Genomic DNA, 20,526 nt, shown 5'->3' with positions numbered 1-20,526 from the left:
TGTGGAACTTATTCCGGCTGCTGTCCAGCTGCCGAGTATCACAAGCGTGGGGATGGCAAGTCTTTTACCTGGAGCCGGGCAGCATCTTTCTTTAGGCAGAAATGATGATAAAGTGGTTCCTGTCCTGGGAAACTTGGAAATTTTGACTGTGAAGCAGCGAATGGAAATTCTGCGAAAAAAATACGGTCCCAGATTCGAAGAAATGACACTGGCGCAATTTACTCGGAGCAAAAAAAAGTTGTCTGACGATGTTCAACTCCTGGTACTCCGGGGAACTGAAATTGACAGCCATCTGGAAACGGCTCCGGAAACTTCCCTGCGTATCATCCATGATACATTGAAACGAATCCGTTTTGCCGTTAATAAACTTAAAAAACTCGGATTCAGTGAAGTGGTCATTGCAACGGACCATGGATTCTTCCTGAATATTCAGGTCCAGGCTGGTGATGTCTGTGCAAAACCATCCGGCAATTGGATCTTTGTTCATGATCGCCTGGCTTTAGGAGACGGGGATGATGATCATGCTAATTTTGTTCTACCGGCTGATCATTTAGGGATCAGGGGAGAATTTAAACAGGTTGGCGGTCCACGGAGCCTGGTCCCATACCGGGCCGGGGAGTTGTATTTTCATGGGGGTGTTTCTCTTCAGGAATGCCTTGTCCCGGTGATTAGTCTGCGGCTTGGCAAAGTAACAAAGGAAACTAAAAAACCTGAATTGAAAATTTCCTATAAAAATGATGCAAAACGCATTACCACTCGACTGCCCGTTCTGGATCTGGTTTTTGAAGACAAGCAAATGGGGTTGTTTCCCGGTGAAGATACCATTGAATTACTGATAGAGGCGCATGATAAAAAAGCAACTGTAGTAGGTGAAGTGATGGCTGGTCGAATTTCAAATCCGGCAACAGGAACTATCATGATGAAACCAGGAGTCCAGGTCCAGGTTACACTGAGAATGCAGGAAGAATATGAAGGAGCGTTTGTGGTAAAAGTGATGAATCCTGCGACTTTTACTGTTTATTGCAAACTTGAATTAAAAACCGATTATGTGGTGTAGCATATGGATAAATTAGACGAGAAATTAACGGCAGTATTTGATGGTCGTGTTGTTCGAAAAGACCTTTTGCACCGAATTAAAAAAGGAACCAATGTTCCGACATTTGTTCTTGAGTTTTTACTGGCCCGATATTGTGCCAGCAACGAACCCGCCGAAATTCAGGCAGGCATGGAAGCCGTTATTGCGACCCTGCAGGACAATTATGTCAGGCCGGAGGAAGCCAATGCCGCCCAGTCAAAGGTTGCCACAAATGGGAAATATCGGTTTATTGATAAAATCCATGTTCGATATGTTGAAAAAGAAAAGCGGCATTGGGCGTCTCTTGAAAATTTTAATTCCCGAAGAATTGCCATCAGTGAAAAATTCTACCGGGACAACGACCGTTTGCTGGAAGGCGGCATCTGGGCGGAAGTGACGGTGGCCTATAATGAATTTGATGACGATAATCATGCTTTTTTGATCGATGACCTGCGACCGATTCAATTGAGCAGGTTTGATTACACAAGATTTGGTGAAGGCAGGAAAGAGTTTACCCGGGACGAATGGCTGAACGTGATATTAAGGTCTGTCGGTCTGGAACCCGCAAAGTTAAACCATCGCTTGAAATTTCATTATATAGCCCGTTTGGCGTCCCTTGCTGAGGCCAATTATAATTTTATAGAGCTTGGCCCAAGAGGGACAGGAAAATCGTATTTTTTCAGTGAATTTTCACCCTATTCAACATTGATCAGTGGCGGACAGTCCACAAAGGCAGTTCTTTTTTATAATAATGCCAGAAAAAGAATGGGGCTGGTCGGATTCTGGGATACGGTTGCATTTGATGAAGTAGCAGGGATTCGGATTAAGGATCCTGATACCATTCAGATCATGAAAGATTATATGGCAAACGGGCGGTTTTCCAGGGGCGTGGAGGTGATTGCCGATGCCAGCATGGCTTTTGTGGGTAATATCGACCATTCCATTGAACAGTTAGTCAGATCAAGCGATCATGATCTGTTCCTTCCGCTGCCAAAGGAATTCGACCTTGCTGTCATGGATCGGTTTGCCTGTTACCTGCCCGGCTGGGAAATACCTAAAAACACGACCGCGTATTTGACAAATAATTATGGCTTTATTACCGACTATCTGGCAGAGGCGTTTCATTACCAGCTCAAGCATGTCAACAAATATGAAGAGGTCAGCAGCCGAGTTAATCTTGGGAAATCCATAGAAGGGCGTGATGAAATCGGTATTAAAAAGACACTGTGCGCATTTTTAAAGATTCTGCACCCCATTGATAAACCAACGGATGAAGAATTTGATGAATACATTGCCTACGCCGTTGAAGCACGTCGTAGAGTCAAGGAACAGATGAATAAGCGCAAACCGGATGATGAGTTTGCCAATATCGACCTATCCTTTTTTAATGCAGAAGGGAAAGAAATCATTGTGTCATGCCCTGAATCCAAAGAGGCTGACGCAACACAGGATCCAATCAGGAAAAACCTGGATCCGGAAAAGGATAAGGATTCTGTCCCGGGAAATGAAAAAGAACAAAATGGCATAAAAAAGACCGGAGAAAATGGAACGGCAAATCAATCCCAAATGAAAACCGAGATAGAAAAGAACGAGGCTGAATCTGCGCATCAACTGGAAGAAAGGCATTTTACTATTTTTTATGATGATACAGGTCACAATTACGAGTCCATTATGGGCCCTTATTTTAAAGGGGCAAAAGAGATCATAATCGAAGATCCATATATCCGGTTATCGCATCAGATTCAAAATTTTATTCGGTTGTGTGAGACAATTGTAAAGCTTTCAACAATCCGGAAAATAGTTCTGATAACATCCTTTGATGAGAAAACAAACATTTCTGAAATGCGAGACAGCCTGGATGACCTCAAACAAAGCCTGCTTGAAATTGATATTGTTTTAGACATCAAGATCGATCCCAACATGCACGATAGGGAAATCCGGTTAGATAATGGCTGGACTATAAAAATAGGTCGTGGACTGGACTTTTATCAAAAACCGAACAGCTGGTTTGAGGTGGGTGTTAATGATTTGTCATTGAGGAAATGCCTTGAAACCAAAGTAGATATTTTCAAAAAATAGAAACCCTATATCTGAGGGGATTATTACTTTCAAATTTTTAAAAGATGAATTACTCTTTTTTTCGTATTTCTACAGAATTGGCATGGGCTCCCAAGCCTTCGGTTTGGGCTAACCGGATCACATCATCAGCCTCCCTTTTAAAGGCAGCTTTTGAATAATGAATTAAACTGGTTTTTTTTGTGAAATGCTCAACACCTAAAGCTGAAGAAAACCTTGCTGTCCCGGCAGTCGGCAGAACATGGTTGGGGCCTGCAATATAATCTCCCATGGGTTCAGGAGTATACGACCCTAAAAATAAAGCGCCGGCATTTTGTATTTGGTCGATATAATCAAAGGGGTCTTTGACAATCAACTCAAGGTGCTCAGGCGCAAGGCGGTTGGAAAGTTTAATGCCGGTTTCAATGTCCGGCACCAGCATAATGGCACCAAAATGATCAATGGACTGCTTTGCTATATCTTTTCTGGGTAGTTCTTCAATCTGTTTTTTCAGGGCTGCAATAGTATTTTTTGCAAGATCTTCAGAATCTGTCACAAGTATGGAAGAGGCCATGACATCATGCTCTGCCTGGGAAAGGAGGTCTGCTGCCAGAAATTGGGGGTTGGCATGTTTATCGGCAATAATCAGTATTTCACTGGGGCCTGCAATCATATCAATCCCAACTGTTCCTGCAACGATTTTTTTGGCAAGGGTCACATAGATATTCCCCGGGCCTACAATCACATCCACTTTTGGAACGGTTTGGGTTCCATAGGCTAAGGCTCCTATGGCCCAGGCACTGCCGGCCTTAAAGACTGAAGTAATCCCGATTTTCCAGGCTGCAGCAAGAATATACGGGTTAATTTCACCGTTTTCCATGGGCGGGGTCATAAGATTAATGGAGTGAACACCGGCTGTTTTCGCAGGAATTCCTCCCATTAGAACAGATGATACCAGGGGGGTTTTTCCTCCTTTTGCTCCGGGTGCGTATATGCCGGCAGCACTCACGGGTTTTACAAGCTGCCCCAGCATGACTCCGTTTCTCGGTGTGTCAATCCAGGAGTTTTCTTTCTGTTTTGAATGAAAAGATTCCAGTTGGTTGACAGATCGGTCAAGTGCCTTTAAAAATGATGCATCAACATTCTTTAGTGCGATTTCAAACTCTTTTGGGGTCACTTTTAAGGAGTCAATTGTGACCTTATTTGAATCAAATTTGTTGGTGTATTCAACAAGGGCTTCATCCCCCCTTGTTTTTACATTTTCAAGATAGACTTCAACAGCTTCTTGATCCTGTTTTGAGAATCCCAGACCCCGTTCTATGGTATCTTTCACTCTTTTTTCTGCATCTCCGGAAGGATATTGATATATTTTCATTCTTTTTATTATTCCAAAAAAAATACGGTTTATATGATTATATGGCCTTTAAATTATGATAAATTTCAGACATATATAAAAGCTTTAGCCCTTCTTTATAGCAAAAGAAAATCTATAAATCCATCAAATAAAATTGAACAGGTGTTGAAAGCTATGATTTTTGTCAACAGTATCAAATTCCATCATTTTATTTCCCCTTTGTGCATAAACAAAAAATTGCATAAAAATATGAGCAATTTGCACACTTTTATGTGCAATTGATATATAAGGCGATTTTGAACCGCAAGATCTGAAGCCATCAAAGGCATTTCCTTTTTAAAAAGCCTTGAAGAGAAAAAACAATTAACCATTTAAATTTTCTGCGCTGCTGACTGCACATAAAAATGTGCAGCTCCCAAGACATCAAATTTTGTTCCGGATTAAAAATAATTAATTTATGCTTTTAATTTCAAATGGATAAAAGATTATATCTGAAATCAAAGGCAGTTGGTCCATATTTTGCGATAATTGTAGTTCATGCAATTGTGTCGACTGCTTTACAACAATTACTTTTTTACCCAAAGCAGTAAACAAATAAATATCTAATTACTGAGCAGTTCTTTTGAAAGGGACGATTATGTGTAAATTAAGCCAATGCCTTTTTACTATTTTTGTATCTGTGATGATCATATTTTCATTTTCAGTCGTTTTTTCTAATGATACTCTGTTAATTTTGGATAATACTGATGATGCAGGCCAGGGTATCATTATTTCCGGCGCTTGGACAAACAGCACCTGGCAGGGAGGTGGTAAATTTCTTGGCAGCAATTACATTCACGACGGCAATGCAGGTAAAGGTGAAAAAAGTGTAATATTCTCTCCTGTTCTGACTGCCGGGGATTATTTTGTATATATCCGCTATACATCTTCATCCAATCGTGCCGATAATGTACCTGTTGAAATTGCACATGCAGAAATTGTGACTCCCCATGTCATTGACCAGACTACCGGTGGCGGCCAATGGCATCTGCTGGGTACTTATGCTTTTACCGGCACGGGTGATGAGTCTGTCACAATAAAAAATGACGGGACCAACGGTTATGTGATCGTAGACGGTATCGCATTCGTGCCTGTTAACCAGAGTTCCGCCTGCTTAGAAAATCTTGTGGCTTACTGGCCCCTGGAGGACGGTCAGGACATTACACAGGATGCAGCAGGAGCAAATATCGGCTGGATTAATGGTGCCCAATCAGTCCCTGGTAAGGTTGGCAATGCCCTGTCCTTTGACGGAAACGATCATGTCAGCGTGGAAGATGCCGAGGCCCTTCGTTTAACCGAAACATTTACCCTCACAGCCTGGATTAAAGAAACACAGACAAATTCTTATGCCAAAATCATATCCCGCAGAAACGGGAACTATTTTTATTTCCTTGGTGTGGACAACGGCAGGCCCTATGCCGGTATAGGTGACGGCAGTTCATACACTGTATCTGATAAATCTTTTTCATTGCCTTTAAATGAATGGCACCACCTGGCTGTTACATTTGACACAAACCAGGACAAAATGTGGTTGTACTATGACGGTGATCTCAAAGAAATCGTCACTGTTACACGGAACCTGCCTGCCATGGAAGGGGTGGCTTTATCTATTGGTGCCGGCAAACAGGGCACAGGCCATTTTTTTACAGGACTGATTGATGAAGCCGCAGTTTTTAATTCTGCCTTGAGTGAAGCTACAATCAGAAATCTTTATGTCAAAGGCCTGAACAGTCTTGATCTTTGTGTGGAAGATCTGTGCGGCAACGGCCGGGTGGATATAGGAGAAGATTGTGACGGCGGTCCTGACTGTCCAGACAATTGCCAGTATCCGGTATGTTATGCCACCCAAATTATTGATTATACACCGGGCCTTAGAAAAGACAGCCAGCCACTTCCCCTGGAACGAACTCATCCTCAAAATGCCCTGGGACCTGCTCAGTATGATGATACCCTCAATTTTGTCTCCCTTGGGTTTGGGGGACAGGTCATACTGGGTTTTGACCAGAGCTTTCTTAACCTTCAGGGAGATGATATCCTGATAACTGAAACAAGCTTTGGCTCTCCTGGCTGTAGTTCGTACCCTGAGACTGTTCATTTATATGCATCACAGGATGGTGTCTCCTGGACAGACCTGGGAACCGGCTGTCTGGATCAGGGGTTTGACCTTGGGGCTCTTGACTGGGCACAATATCTCAAACTGGTTGATGAAAGTGATCCTGCAAAATTCACCGGCAGTGCTGACGGTTTTGATGTGGATGGTGTAAAGGTGCTTCATTGCGGCAACCCCATTGAAACCAACACACCTCCGGAAGCTGTAAATGATATTGTAAATACCGATACGGTCCCCGTTAATATCAATAATGTCCTTGAAAACGATTCTGATGCAGATGGGGATCCTTTATCAATTTTAAGCTTTACTCAGCCTTCCTATGGGGCTGTTGTGCAGGAAGGTGATGACTCTTTTATATTTACTCCTGATGATACCTTTACCGGCCAGGATAGCTTTACATATACTGTTGATGACGGCAACGGGGGAACAAGCACCGCCAGCGTAATCATTACGGTAACACCACAGATGGTTGCTGTACCCGCACTCTTTAATTTATCGCAGGCAGATGCCCAGGCAGCCATTATAGCAACAGGCCTTACGCTTGGAACGATCACAACGGCTAACAGCGATACAATCCCTGTCGGCAACGTGATCGAACAGGCTCCCACAGAAGGTATTCTGGTTGAGGAAGGCTCATCCGTTGATCTGGTGATTTCTCTTGGCCCTGTCAGTACAAGTCCCGGTGTAAGCATCCACGCTATCCCGGAATTTATTCAGGCTGGTGAATCATCCATTCTTACCTGGGATTCCTCCAATGCAGATGCAGCTTTTATAGAGCCTGATATTGGCAATGTTGCAGCAAACGGCTCCATATCGGTTTCACCCAACCATACCACTATTTACACCATAACGGTTACAGGTGAGGCTGGGGTTGCTAATACAACTGCAACGGTAAGGGTCTTAGGCTCACCGGAAGAATTACCCGAGGGATCTTTTGGAGAAGACTACTATGATCTAATTCCGGCAGATGCAACTATTAATAAGTATGACCCCAAACGATTTGCAATAATGACTGGATTTGTAACTGGAATCGATGAATCTCCTATTGTTGGTGTCAGCATTACAATTCATGGTCATCCTGAATATGGTACAGCAACAACAGATGCAGATGGCAGATTTGCTATTCCGGTTGAAGGAGGAGGTTCTCTTGTCGTTTCATTTAGCAAAGAAGGTCTGATCCCCATTCAAAGGAAGGCATATGTGCCATGGAATGATTATGCGGTTGTTGATACGGTTCAAATGATTATTGAAGATTCGGTTTCTACGCAAATCACTTTTGATAATGATCCGAGTAACGTTTTTACTCATCGCAGCAGCCCGGTAACTACTGCCGCCAGAACTAGATCTGCAACTGTAATTATTACCGGAGACAATCAGGCGTTTCTTACAGATAAAAATGGAAATGATGTTATGGAGCTGGACACAGTGAATATTCGGGTTTCAGAATATTCAACGCCTGAGTCCATGCCTGCAGTACTTCCAGCTACATCCGCATTTACCTATTGTGCCGAATTTTCTCTCGATGGTGTAAAAAGAGTAAGATTTGCCAAACCGGTTACAATATTGATTGATAATTTTCTTGGTTTTGAATTAGGTGACCTTGTCCCTGTCGGGTACTACGATCGAGATTGCGCCTGTTGGATTCCGGAAAAAAATGCCCGTGTCGTTAAACTGTTGGATACAGACTCTGATGGTGTGGTTGATGCCATGGACATGAATGGTGATGATCTGCCTGATGATGTTAACGGCAATGAATCTGTCAGTGATGAGATAATTGGTTTGACCAATCCGGAAAATTATAAGCCTGGTGATACCTTCTGGCGGTTCGAGACCAGTCATTTTTCACCATTGGATTTTAACGGTCCCCCTAAGTTTCCACCAAACGCCATCAGTCCGCAGGTGGATCCCCCAAAGTTGGATGATAAAGAACGCGATGATAAAGATTGCAAAAAATCATTCAACTCGTATGTGGAAGAAAGAAGCCGTGTTTTCCATGAAGATATTTCCATCCCCGGAACTGATTTTTCACTTCATTATTCAACTGATAATTTATCAAACAACAAAAGAAATATCTATATTCATCTTACAGAAGAAACCATACCTACAGGCATGATAGATGTTCAACTTTATATAAAAATTGCCGGGAAATCTTATTATCGTGAGTTTGAACCTTTACCAAATTTGAATTACCTTTTCAAATGGGACGGGTTTGATTTATCCGGAAATAAAGTAGATAAGCCTGTAACTGCTACAATTGGAATTTATTACATATATCAAGGTTACTATGGAAGGTCATATGATGATTTTGTAAATCTGTTTGCAAAATATGGGGATTTGGATACTGAAGTTGTTATGAGAACTCATCTTTTTAAATTGAAAACATTCTGGATTACAGTCCAGCCACCGGCACATGATCCTGAGGCCGGATCATATCTTGCCGATGGATGGACAATTTCCAACCATCATTATCTCAGCACCATAGATTCTGCAATTCTGACAAAAGGAAATGGCTCAAAAATCAGCAGCTTTGATCCGGAATTTAAATACAATCGTATCGATACAGCGGCTTTCCTTGAGCCTGTAAAAATAACAGCAGTTTCAGGACCAGGAGAAGAAGGGCAAGGGGAAGATAATCCTGAGTTCAGTTCTCCAAGCAGTATAGCAATGGATGCTGCCGGTAATATTTTTATTGCTGATACCTATAATTATCAAATCAAAAAAATAGATACACAAGGTGTCTTAACAACCATAGCTGGTAATGGCAATTTCGGATCTGGTTTTACAGATCCTTCTGTCGAGCAGATAGTGGCCACAGATTCTCCTTTATATACTCCAGTCGCTGTTTGCGTAGATGCATCAGGTAATGTATATTTTCTGGACCGTGACCTCGAAGGTGACGACGGTATTGTTCGAAAAATTGATAAAAATGGTATGTTATCGAATGTTGCAGGTTCGAATTTCTACATTGGTGATGATATTGGCGACAACCAGATTGCAAACAGCACATTGGTGTCTCTGTCAAGACCAAGCGGTATTTCAGTGGATGACAATTGCAATTTATATATTGCAGACTCCGGCCACCACAGAATTCGCATGGTTGATCCGGCAGGCATTATCACAACCATAGCCGGCAATGGTAATTCTGGGTATTCTGGAGATAACGGACGCTCTATGGATGCAGAGTTAAACTTTCCTACGGGCATTGAAATTGACAGAGAGGGCAATGTATATATTGCAGATTACCGTAACCATGTTATCCGGAAAATTGATCCTGACGGTATCATTAAAACTATTGCAGGAACAGGTTTTGCCGGTTATGCCGGGGATGGCGGTCCGGCAACGGCAGCCCAACTGTATCACCCGTATCAAATAGAACTGGATAATGAAAGGAACCTGTATATTATAGACAAAACAAATCAATGTCTTCGCAAAATCAATACAAGTGGTGTCATTAAAACAATCTCCGGTCAAGGAACAATTCCCTATGCTGGCAATGATTTATCTGTAGATCCGCAGTTCCTCACAGGATATTCAGACCTTGAAATCAATGACAGCGGAATGATATTTGTAGTTTTTTCTTCACAAAATTTAATTGCAAAACTCGGCCCGATTACCCCGTATTTGTTTTTAGAAACAGAAAACAGCAATATATATACTGAAGACAATGGTCTTGGGTATGCGATTGACGATTCAGGACGTCATAGAAAAACAATTGACCTTGAAACAGGGCAAACTTTACGAGAATTTCATTATACTATTTCCCCGTTGAAAGTTCTTGATTCCATAACCGATCAATTTGGCAGTACAACCTTGATTGAAAGGGATAGCAGTTTGATTCCAAAAGCCATTATTTCTCCGGATGGTCTGCGTACCGAACTAACCATTGATACCAACAACCATTTGACTAAAATCATTTTTCCAGATGGCAACTTTTATAATTTCGACTATTCGCCCGACGGTTTAATGGAACTGGAAACAGATCCGGCTGGCAATCAGTTTACACATATTTTTTCTGATACCGGCAAAATTCAGGAAATCCTGGACGAAAATGGCGGTCATTGGTTGTATAATCACCAGGAGCAGCAAGACGGCGTATTAACAACTGTCACAACGGCTGAAGCTCATCAGAGAACTTACCTGGATAAAACTGACGCTGCTGGCAACTATACTTCGGTTATTACCGATGAAACAGGTTCACAGACCTTATTTTCAGAATCAGGTATGACAGCGGCCAAAACAACATCCTGCGGTACTGAACTGGAATTTGAATATGGAATTGATCCAAAGTACAAATATAAATATTTGAAAACAATGACAGAATCCACACCAGCCGGTCTTCAAAGAACTACAATGACACAAAAGGAATATTTAGAACCTTCAGGAGAATCTCCATCTTATGTCATACGGCAAAGCATTACAACAAATGGTAAAACCGTGACCATTGATAATGATGTGTTTGAGTCTCAAAAGACCATTACATCCCCCGAGGGCAGGATCACCACCCTGCTTTATAATCCTGCTACCCTTGTGACGGAAAGTGTAAGTGTCCCCAATCTTTTCAATACATCTTATGAATATGATTCAAAAGGAAGGCTGATATCTGTAGATACGAATACAAGAGGGGTTGATTATATCTATAATACCCAGGGTTTTCTTGAAACCTTTACGGATGCGAAAAACCATACAACCCGTTATTTTTATGATGAGGTGGGCCGTGTAACCCAGATCAACAGACCGGACACCACATCGTTATGGTTCTCCTATGACAACAATGGCAACATGACCGTGCTGACCAATCCGTCCTCAATTGATCACGGATTCGGGTTCAACAAAGTAAATCTGAACAATTCCTATCAAACCCCATTAAGCGGCAGTTACAACTATTTATATGACAAAGACCGGTGGCTGATAAGAAAGCTGTCTCCATCCGGAGAAAGCATTAATTTTATTTATAATACTGCCAGGCTGTCCCAGGTACAGACCTCTGAAGGTAATATTGATTATACTTATTTTTGCGGCAGTAAAATAGAATCCATAACCAAAGGGTCTGAGTCAATCTCTTACGGGTATGACGGCAAACTCATCACCTCCGAAGCTTTTACCGGAACCCTGTCCCAAATCCTGACCTATACCTATAATTATGATTTTAACCCTGCAAGCTTTACCTATGCGGGCGGTATCGTTAACTATACCTTTGATAATGACGGTCTGCTGATGGGTTCCGGAAATTTTACCATTACCCGCAACACCCTTAACGGTCTTCCGGAAACAGTAACAGGAGGTAATCTGAACATTGCCCGAACCTTTAACGGTTATGGTGAGCTGGATATACAGGACTATAACATTAATGGCCAAAACCTTACCACATGGGATCTTACCAGGGATGACAACGGTAAGGTTACCCGTAAATCGGAAACTGTTAACGGCACAGCCTCTGAATATACTTATACCTATGACACAATGGGACGGCTTCTGACAGTGACAAAAGACAATACATTTGTGGAGGAATATCGATACGGTTCCACCGGCACCCGGGCTTATGAAATGAACACGGCAAGGGGAATCACGGGCAGGATATTGACCTATTCTGATGAAGATCATCTGCTCACAGCCGGCAGCTCTGTCTACCAGTACAGCGTTGACGGATTCCTTGAAAGCAAAACCACTGGTTCAGACATTACGGAATATTCTTATTCATCAAGGGGAGAGCTTTTAAATGTCACCCTGCCGGACACCACCCTGATAGAGTATGTGCATGATCCCATGGGCAGACGAATCGCCAAAAAAGTCAACGGCATCATCGCTGAAAAATACCTGTGGCAGGGTCTAACCCGTCTTTTGGCAGTTTATGACGGTTCAAACAATCTTGTCATGCGGTTTGAATATGCAGACGACAGAATGCCTGTGGCAGTATTAGCCAACGGTATTACCTATTATTTAACCTATGATCAGGTAGGTTCCTTAAGGCTGGTTGCAGACTCATCTGGAAATGTGGTAAAACAAATTGAATATGATACCTTTGGTAACATACTGAGTGATACCAACCCGGTCTTTGAAATACCCTTTGGATTTGCAGGCGGTCTGCATGACCGACACACAGATCTTGTGAGGTTTGGCTACCGTGATTATGATCCGGAAACAGGTAGATGGACTGCTAAAGATCCAATACTTTTTGCCGGAGGTGATATGGATCTGTATGGGTATGTCCTAAATGATCCGGTTAATTTGGTGGATCCGACTGGAGAATTTGTACATATTCTGGGTGGAGTAGCAGGTGGTGCTGTTGGAGGTACTATGATGGGTGCTACTTTTGGTGTCATTAAAGCATTAGCAACTGAACAAGATGTAGGTTCTGCAGCTTTGAAAGGAGGTCTAACTGGTGCGGCGATAGGTGCTGTAGCTGGTGGTCTTACTATGGCTGGAGTACCTTATATCCCTATGGCATCACAAGCATTTAGTGAAGGATTTCTCTATGGATTATGGGGTACAAAGCTACCAAGTGCTCTTTCATTATTTGGAAATATTTTAATGTCTACCGAAGAAGCATTTGGTGAGGAAGGCTCGCCATGTCCTTAAAAAAAATTATTTTCGAGTAGACGCTTCATGAATTGAATTTGGTATATATCTATAAAATTTAAGAGAAGAACAATGATAAAATATATGATATTAATAATTTGTACACTACTTCTATATGTTTTTGCCTCAAAACTCATCGATTTTATTACTTTTTTTAGAATTAAACGGGGTCGATTAAAAAAAATTAAAATATTCATTCGGGACAATGAGACAATAATTTTTAATCATTTAAATCAAAAACTGCTTAGTAATCCCAATAATGTTTTTTATACAAATAAAAAAGGAAAAGCAAAGCGAGCGGTAATTTTTGGTGAGATTGATAAAGAAACTGAGAAAAAATTTAAAAAACAAATTCTTAGTCGAAAAAATTTCATACAAAATCTTGATGAAGTTATGGAGGCGGTGGATGATTTTTGGTACCAATATATCACTTACTATGTACTTAAATGTAAAAGAGAGCTTGGGATTTCATCTTTTATAATTGTATCTGCTTCCATACAAATTGATGTGAGTTCGAAAATAAAACAAGAAAAAATCAGATTGGGGTTTACGGAAGCCATACAGACTGCGAAACCCAAATTTTTTAATATTGTCGATGTTAAATAGTTGGCTCTGAAAAGCACTTTAATATTTATGTTTATGTCCTAAATGATCCGGTTAATTTGGTTGATCCGACGGGTTCCGGGAACTTTACCATTACCCGCAACACCCATAACGGTCTTCCGGAAACAGTAACAGGAGGTAATCTGAACATTGCCCGAACCTTTAACGGTTATGGTGAGCTGGATATACAGGACTATAGCATTAATGGCCAAAACCTTACCACATGGGATCTTACCAGGGATGACAACTGTAAGGTTACCCATAAATCGGAAACTGTTAACGGCACAGCCTCTGAGTATGGTTATACCTACGACACAATGGGACGGCTTCTGACAGTGACAAAAAACAGTACGCTTGTGGAAGAATACCAATACGGTTCCAACGGCACCCGGACTTATGAAATGAACACGGCAAGGGGAATCACGGGCAGGACATTGACCTATTCCGATGAAGACCATCTGCTCACGGCCGGCAGCTCTGTCTACCAGTACAGCGTGGACGGATTCCTTGAAAGCAAAACCACAGGTTCAGACATTACGGAATATTTTTATTCATCAAGGGGAGAGCTTTTAAGCGTCACCCTGCCGGACACCACCCTGATAGAGTATGTGCATGATCCCATGGGCAGGCGGATTGCCAAAAAAGTCAACGGCATCATCACTGAAAAATACCTGTGGCAAGGTTTAACAAGGCTTTTGGCAGTTTATGACGGTTCTGGAAACAGGGATTTAATTCCCTGCCATCATGAGGGATTTTTTCCCAGCCAATTTCAGGATAAATGACCCGCCACAAATCTAATTCCCTCCATTTCATTCCCTTAAATTATTTTTTTAATACTATAATTCCCTCTATTTAATTCACCTCATATTGATATTTGTTTTCAGGAGGGAGTATGGAATCTGTTCCCTGTCCAGCTTGTAGCACTTTTTTTATTCCAAGAAATAAATTTCAAAGTTTTTGTTTAGAACCAGGTTGCCAGCGGACTCGAAAAGCTCTGTGGCAAAAACAAAAGCTTGCATCTGATCCTGATTACAAGGAAGGCCAACGTCTATCGCAAAAAAAATGGCTTCAAAACAACCCTGATTACTGGAAAAAATATCGCCTCAGGAACCCGGAGAAAGCTGGCAGGAATCGTTCTCTCCAGAAAATCAGAAACATGAAACAACAGCATTCTCCCAAACCATCAAAAATAATTGGTATTGCAAAGATGGACGCGAGGAAATCCAGGGTACAAAGCCTTTCTGGGCAATATTGGCTTGTGCCAACCGTTGCAAAGATGGACGCGGTAAAAATTTTTATCGCTACAGTACCAATCAATCCCCCATAATTGCAAAGATGGTCTCGGGGACAAAGGAAGAATGTTTGTGTTACACAGGTCAAAATCCAAATAAATAAGGAGGGCAACATGATAAGAAAAAAAGTGCTTGCTCATGACCGGATTCGCAGCACTGGCAAAGGCTTTAGCTTCATCCCCCATCGTTTCTTGATAGATGGTTTTTTACAATCATTGAGCTGGCAGGAAATTGCTCTTTATCTGTTTTTGGTATTGGCTTCGGACCGAAATGGGCTTTCCTTTTACGGTGACAGAACCATTTGCGCCACCCTGGGGCTCAAGGAAGGCGATTATATTTTTGCCCGGAGCAGTCTGATCCATAAAGATCTTGTCATGTATGACGGCACCTTGTTCCAGGTCCTTTCATTGCCAAAAAGCACTCATAAAGCGTAGGGAGGCGATCCAATGATAGACAGCCGAACTGTTTTTGAAATTCACCGGTTAAAAGAGATGCTGTTTTCCAAGCGGCAGATTGCCCAGACTTTAAATCTGGACAGGGGCACGGTTAAAAAATATCTCAAGCATCCGGATACAGCTTATAAACCAAGGAAGGTAAGGTCTTCAAAACTTGATCCATACCGGGAACTCATCAAAGAGATGGTAGCGCAATATCCAAAGGTCAAGGCTCCCGTCGTATTGCGACAGATACACGATAAAGGGTTTGATGGAGAGATAACTATTGTCCTGGATTATCTCAAACACCTTAGACATAATGTTTATAAAGAAGCCTTTATCCGTTTTGAGTCCGGACCAGGTCAACAGATACAAATTGACTGGGGCCATTTTGGCAGCCTTGCATATGGGAATAGCTCAAGGAAGCTATATGCCCTGGCCGTAATTGAATCCCACAGCAGAATGCTTTATGTGGTTTTTACCCACAGTCAAAAACAAGAAACACTTCATCAATCTCTTGTTGAAGCCTTCAGTTATTTTGGAGGCACACCCAAAAAAATAGTCGTGGATAATATGCTGACAGCAGTAACTGAACGTGTGGGGTCCATGGTCCGTTTTAATGAATCATTTTTGAATTTTTTACGACAGTTTAGTATTACCCCTGTGGCTTGCAATATCAGGGCTCCCCACGAAAAAGGTTATGGAAAGCTAAGGATAATGTGAAGTTGCTATCTTCATTTCTGCATTATCCACAACTTTTCATAATTTAACTTTCCATTATATTTTTTTATTTACCTATGTTTTTCAACCAGTTCATCAGGTTTGCATTATTTTGCCATTCAGGCATTTCACTCGACACTACATTGTTATTACTTTTTTCCAGAGCTTTTCTTTTCATCTCTCCATCAATTCTGGCGTAAATTTCCGTTGTTTGAATATCAACATGCCCAAGAAAATCCCGTATATAAATGAGATTTACTCCTGATTGTAAAAGGTGAATGGCTTTGGAATGTCTGAAGCAATGCGGTGATAGCTTGTCTGGAAACAATCCTGGGGCTTCTTTGATCGCTGTACAGGCATATTTTTTGACAATGTATGCAATGCCTGCCCGAGTCAACTTATCTTTTGAACGATTTCTAAATAAAGGGTAATCAAATGTATGTGGCTCTATTAAATTGTTTTCTTGTAAATAATGATTTAATAGTTTCGACATAGGTTTCATTAATGGAACAATCCTGGTTTTATCGCCTTTACCCATCAATTTTACTGTTGAAGGAGATGCAATTCTTATATCACCAACTTTTAAATCTGCCAGTTCTTGAACTCTGGCACCTGAATCATAAAGTAGACTTAAAAGAACTATATTCCTGCGCCCATTTTTTGTCATTTTATCTGGTTTTTTCAGTAAAAATTTCATGGCTTCAAGAGTTATGTATTCAACAGATATCTTTTTTGTTTTCTTCATGGGGATTGAAAGTATTTGCTGTGCCGAATGAATATAATCTGGGAACTCCATTTGTAGATATCGACAAAAAGAATGAAATGCAGCCAAACGCACGTTCCTTGTGGATGCAATGCAATTCCTTGTTTTTTCAAGCCACTCCAAATATTGTTCAACTAGTTGCCTGTTCAGATGATTCAAAGAAAATTTTTCTGCTTTTATCTTTTTCTGCTTGGAACAAAAATCAAGAAATAAGCTAAAAGTGTCCCTGTACGACATTATGGTATTAGGACTAAGCCCTGCAATTCCCGAAAGATACTTGGAAAGGAAGTTAGTCAAGTAATATGCAAAATTAGTTGGTTTCATTTTTCACTACCTCCGGTATCACATATGCACATGTCAGAGAAATTTTCTTAATCAGGTCAGGATATGCTTCAGTAGTTAATCTTAGATAACGTTGTGTAGCTCTCACTGAATTGTGCCCTACATAAACAGATAGAATGGGCAGTGTGACATACAGATCAATTTTATTTTTTACCTGCCTCATTAATGTATGCACACAAAAAGCGTGCCGAAAATCATGAAGTCTGGGTCCCTTACCTTTGCCACCATGGGAAATTTTTGCCTTCCACAGCAATTGACGATATACCTTGTAAACTCGGGAGCGGGTTAAATAAGTTCCATTTTTATTCCTGAAAAAATAATCCTCTGCAGGTTTTTTCTGGTTGAATAAAGAATGATATTTGGTAAACATATCTGCAAGAGGTATAGACATGGGTACCAATCTGTCTTTATTAAATTTTGATTCCCTTATGAACAATACCTTGTTATCAAAATCAATATCTAAGATTTTCAGATGGAGAGCTTCGGAGATTCTAAGGCCACAACAATAAAGTAACCGGAATAGTAATGGATAACTTTCATGTTTATTAGACAAAGAGTGAAGAGGCATGGTATCAACGACTTGAAAAAAATTGTCAATTTCCTTATGGGTAAATATATACGGAATATACTCACTTCGCCTGACCTTATAGCTTTTTAAAGGTGTAAATGCTTCGTATCCCTGGTTTTGCAAATATAATACAAACTGCCGTAAGTTACTGGCACGCTGCTCCCATGTTTTTACTGATTCACAGTTTCTTTTTGCAGTCCACTCTAATACCGGCTCTTTAGTTAAAGATTTGTTTTCAATTTTGTAATTTAAAGTATATTTCGAAAATCTGAGAAGGCTATCACGCTCGATACCATACTTATATCCAAGATTTCTTTTATGCTGTATAAAATCTTCCAGCAGTTCTTTAAATTCACCAACAAACGCTTTTTTTTTTTTTATCATCAGAACACCTCCTCACCTTTGTTCCACTCAAAGGTTAGAGGGTCCAAGGCGCACGTTCTTAGCTGGTTTATGTCGATTTTTAAATAGACCGATGTGGATTCTGTATTTGTATGGCCCAGTACCTCAGATATAATTGGTAAAGGGGTATTTTCTTCCAACAGCGCGCTTGCAAGGCTGTGGCGAAGTGCATGAGGGCCGTGTTTTTTACCAGTCTGTATTTTTATACCTGCTGTACGCATATGCAGCGTAACAATGCTATGCAAAGTAGGTGCTTTTAATTTCCCTATCGGAGGGATCAACCGCAAAAAAATTGCTTTGGTTGATTCACATTCTGGCCTTGCATACTTAAGATAATCAATGATTGCCAGGCCAACATCCTCCAGCATTGGAAGGATAACGGGCCTTTTAGTTTTTTGCTGAAGTAGTTCAATGGTGTTTGTTTCCCATTTCAGGTTCATAAAGGACAAGTTACATATATCTTGTGCCCGCAGGCCCAATCTTGCAGCAATCAGTATTATGGCATAATCCCGTTTCCCCTTGGGATTCCCCCTGTCAATTGATTCTAAAAGTTTTTCCACCTCCTTTTTTGGATATGCTGAAGGAATTTTTGTTCTCTGCCTATATCCATCACGCGGCACAATATATGCAAAATCCTTGGATACAAATCCGAATTGAAATAGATAATGGAAAAAAACACGCAGGGAACATAGCGTGCTATGAATTACAGAGGGTGAATATCGAATGAAAGTCTCTGTAAATCCTAAAACGGCTGAATCATCTATATCACGAATGTCGATAAACCCACGACTGTTTAAGTAATCAGAAAATCTGCTGAGGTATATCTCATATGATTGCAGTGTGGATTTGGAAAAACCGTCCGCTCTCTTTTTATCAATATATCCTTGAAATAATGTTTGAAATTGAGGATGATAATTACGCATCTCTTGTCTTCTTCTGGAAAAAATAATTCCATGTAATAGATAATCTGAAAGCATGTTAATTGCTCTTGTATAATATTTATTTCTTGGGGTAAGTTTTTCATATACAGTTACATCATATTCAGCTTCCAGGAAGTCCATTCCGATTTTTGCAGTGTAATTTGTTTTGCCCATAATAATCATGTAATTTGTCAGACGATTCCAAACCGTAATAAACCCTCTGATAGTTGAATCTGAATATTGGGCTTTCTTCAATTCAATTTTAAACTTGTAAATTAATTCATAAACCTCATTTTTTTGATGCCTCATTATATTACCTCCAATCTGTTTTTTTGCACCGGGGTGCCAGTTAAAGATCGAAGTATAATGTAAAGTTATTTAATCAAAAAATGAAAAAAAACCTGAGAAACTGTACATGTTTAAAAGATATTCAAGAGTAGCTTCCCATTATCCTTAGCTTTCCATAACCTTTTTAATGTAAAGCTTCACATTAAAAAGGAAAGATCGAAAACAGTATTAAATATCTGCGATACAATTTTTGGCCCCTCAGAACGTTTGCAGATTTAGATGATGTCAACCATCAGGTCCTGGCATGGATTGATACCACGGCCAATCAAAGGCTGCACCAGACCACCGGAGAAAGGCCCGCCCATCGATTTGTAAAGGATGCCCTAAGGCCGTTGATAGATCCACTGCCCGACTTCCGGGAGACTGAGACTTTGAAGGTATACAAAGATTTTGGTATCCGTTTTGACACAAATGTATATACGGTACCGCCAAGGCTGGTTGGCAAATCTATAACCCTTAAAGCGGATGCCAGGACCCTATCTGTCTATTACAAAGAAAAGCTGGTGGCAAGCCATTTAAGAAACTGGGAAAAACGAAAACGCATTGATCTACCGTCCCACAGTGAACAGGTTCGCAAGCTCAGGAAAAAAGTGTTCATGGGTAAACAGATGATGGTGTTCATGTCATTGGGACAGGAAGCCGTGGATTACCTTGAGAAGCTTGCATATGCATCGCAGCCATTGAAAAAGACAGTGGAGCGTCTGTTAATTTTAAATGATGACTATGGCACGTCATCGCTGATATATGCCCTGAAAAAGGCTCTAACATAAACTCTACGGATTTGCTTATATCCAAAATATCCTCTATCAGGAAAGAACTCCGACAATCCGCCACCAGCCAGTGGCCTTAAAAGACGAAAATCTCAACAAAATTCGTCTACTAAAGCCCAATCTTGCTGACTATGATGCCATTGCACTGCAAAGGA

At 40.9% G+C, this 20,526-nt stretch carries 13 protein-coding genes; 9 read left to right on the top strand and 4 right to left on the bottom strand.

Annotation, left to right across the window (positions count from 1 at the left end; all coding sequences use genetic code 11):
• The coding region (locus K8S13_RS24040) for a PglZ domain-containing protein (protein ID WP_291466265.1) at positions 1–1,057 on the top strand (1,057 nt) is incomplete at its 5' end.
• A gap of 3 nt (positions 1,058–1,060) precedes the next feature.
• Positions 1,061–3,154 carry a BREX system Lon protease-like protein BrxL gene (gene brxL / locus K8S13_RS24035; protein ID WP_291466264.1) on the top strand — a complete coding sequence of 698 codons (2,094 nt, stop codon included), beginning with the start codon at positions 1,061–1,063 and terminating at the stop codon, positions 3,152–3,154.
• A gap of 49 nt (positions 3,155–3,203) precedes the next feature.
• Here the strand turns inward: brxL and hisD are convergent, their stop codons facing one another.
• A complete protein-coding gene (gene hisD, locus K8S13_RS24030) occupies positions 3,204–4,505 on the bottom strand; it encodes a histidinol dehydrogenase (protein ID WP_291466263.1) in 1,302 nt (433 codons plus the stop codon).
• A gap of 616 nt (positions 4,506–5,121) precedes the next feature.
• On the opposite strand from hisD, the gene K8S13_RS24025 reads away from it, so the two are divergent.
• From K8S13_RS24025 to istA, 6 genes are all read left to right on the top strand, one after another.
• Entirely contained in the window at positions 5,122–13,209 is an 8,088-nt protein-coding gene (locus tag K8S13_RS24025; RefSeq protein ID WP_291466262.1) for a LamG-like jellyroll fold domain-containing protein, read from the top strand.
• A 72-nt stretch (positions 13,210–13,281) separates the two neighbouring features.
• On the top strand, positions 13,282–13,815 hold the full coding sequence (locus K8S13_RS24020) for a hypothetical protein (RefSeq protein ID WP_291466261.1): 534 nt from the start codon (positions 13,282–13,284) through the stop codon (positions 13,813–13,815).
• Between the two features lie 56 nt (positions 13,816–13,871).
• Positions 13,872–14,594: a hypothetical protein gene (locus tag K8S13_RS24015; protein WP_291466260.1), complete on the top strand. Its 723-nt coding sequence runs from the start codon at positions 13,872–13,874 to the stop codon at positions 14,592–14,594.
• 110 nt (positions 14,595–14,704) lie between these two features.
• Positions 14,705–15,139 carry a hypothetical protein gene (locus K8S13_RS24010; protein WP_291466259.1) on the top strand — a complete coding sequence of 145 codons (435 nt, stop codon included), beginning with the start codon at positions 14,705–14,707 and terminating at the stop codon, positions 15,137–15,139.
• Positions 15,140–15,217: 78 nt separating this feature from the next.
• Positions 15,218–15,538, top strand: a complete 321-nt coding sequence (locus K8S13_RS24005; RefSeq protein WP_291466258.1) for a hypothetical protein — start codon at positions 15,218–15,220, stop codon at positions 15,536–15,538.
• Positions 15,539–15,550: 12 nt separating this feature from the next.
• Complete coding sequence (gene istA / locus K8S13_RS24000; protein WP_291466257.1) at positions 15,551–16,261, top strand: IS21 family transposase; 711 nt, start codon at positions 15,551–15,553, stop codon at positions 16,259–16,261.
• A gap of 64 nt (positions 16,262–16,325) precedes the next feature.
• On the opposite strand, the gene K8S13_RS23995 is transcribed toward istA, so the two are convergent.
• The 3 genes from K8S13_RS23995 to K8S13_RS23985 are packed head-to-tail and all read right to left on the bottom strand — an operon-like array spanning position 16,326 to position 19,562.
• The gene (locus K8S13_RS23995) at positions 16,326–17,345 is read right to left on the bottom strand and encodes a site-specific integrase (protein WP_291466256.1); all 1,020 of its coding nucleotides are present in this window, start codon (positions 17,343–17,345) and stop codon (positions 16,326–16,328) included.
• Positions 17,332–18,315, bottom strand: a complete 984-nt coding sequence (locus K8S13_RS23990; RefSeq protein ID WP_291466255.1) for a tyrosine-type recombinase/integrase — start codon at positions 18,313–18,315, stop codon at positions 17,332–17,334. Before K8S13_RS23990 ends, K8S13_RS23995 begins: the two co-directional genes overlap by 14 nt.
• Positions 18,315–19,562 (bottom strand): site-specific integrase, encoded by a 1,248-nt coding sequence (locus tag K8S13_RS23985; protein ID WP_291466254.1) that lies wholly within the window; start codon positions 19,560–19,562, stop codon positions 18,315–18,317. Before K8S13_RS23985 ends, K8S13_RS23990 begins: the two co-directional genes overlap by 1 nt.
• Positions 19,563–19,972: 410 nt before the next feature.
• Here K8S13_RS23985 and K8S13_RS23980 point away from each other — a divergent pair, with 410 nt between their 5' ends.
• Positions 19,973–20,371: a hypothetical protein gene (locus K8S13_RS23980; RefSeq protein WP_291466253.1), complete on the top strand. Its 399-nt coding sequence runs from the start codon at positions 19,973–19,975 to the stop codon at positions 20,369–20,371.
• Positions 20,372–20,526 lie beyond the last annotated feature (155 nt).

This window comes from Desulfobacula sp. (assembly GCF_021107415.1).
This window is presented reverse-complemented; position numbering and strand designations above follow the sequence as displayed.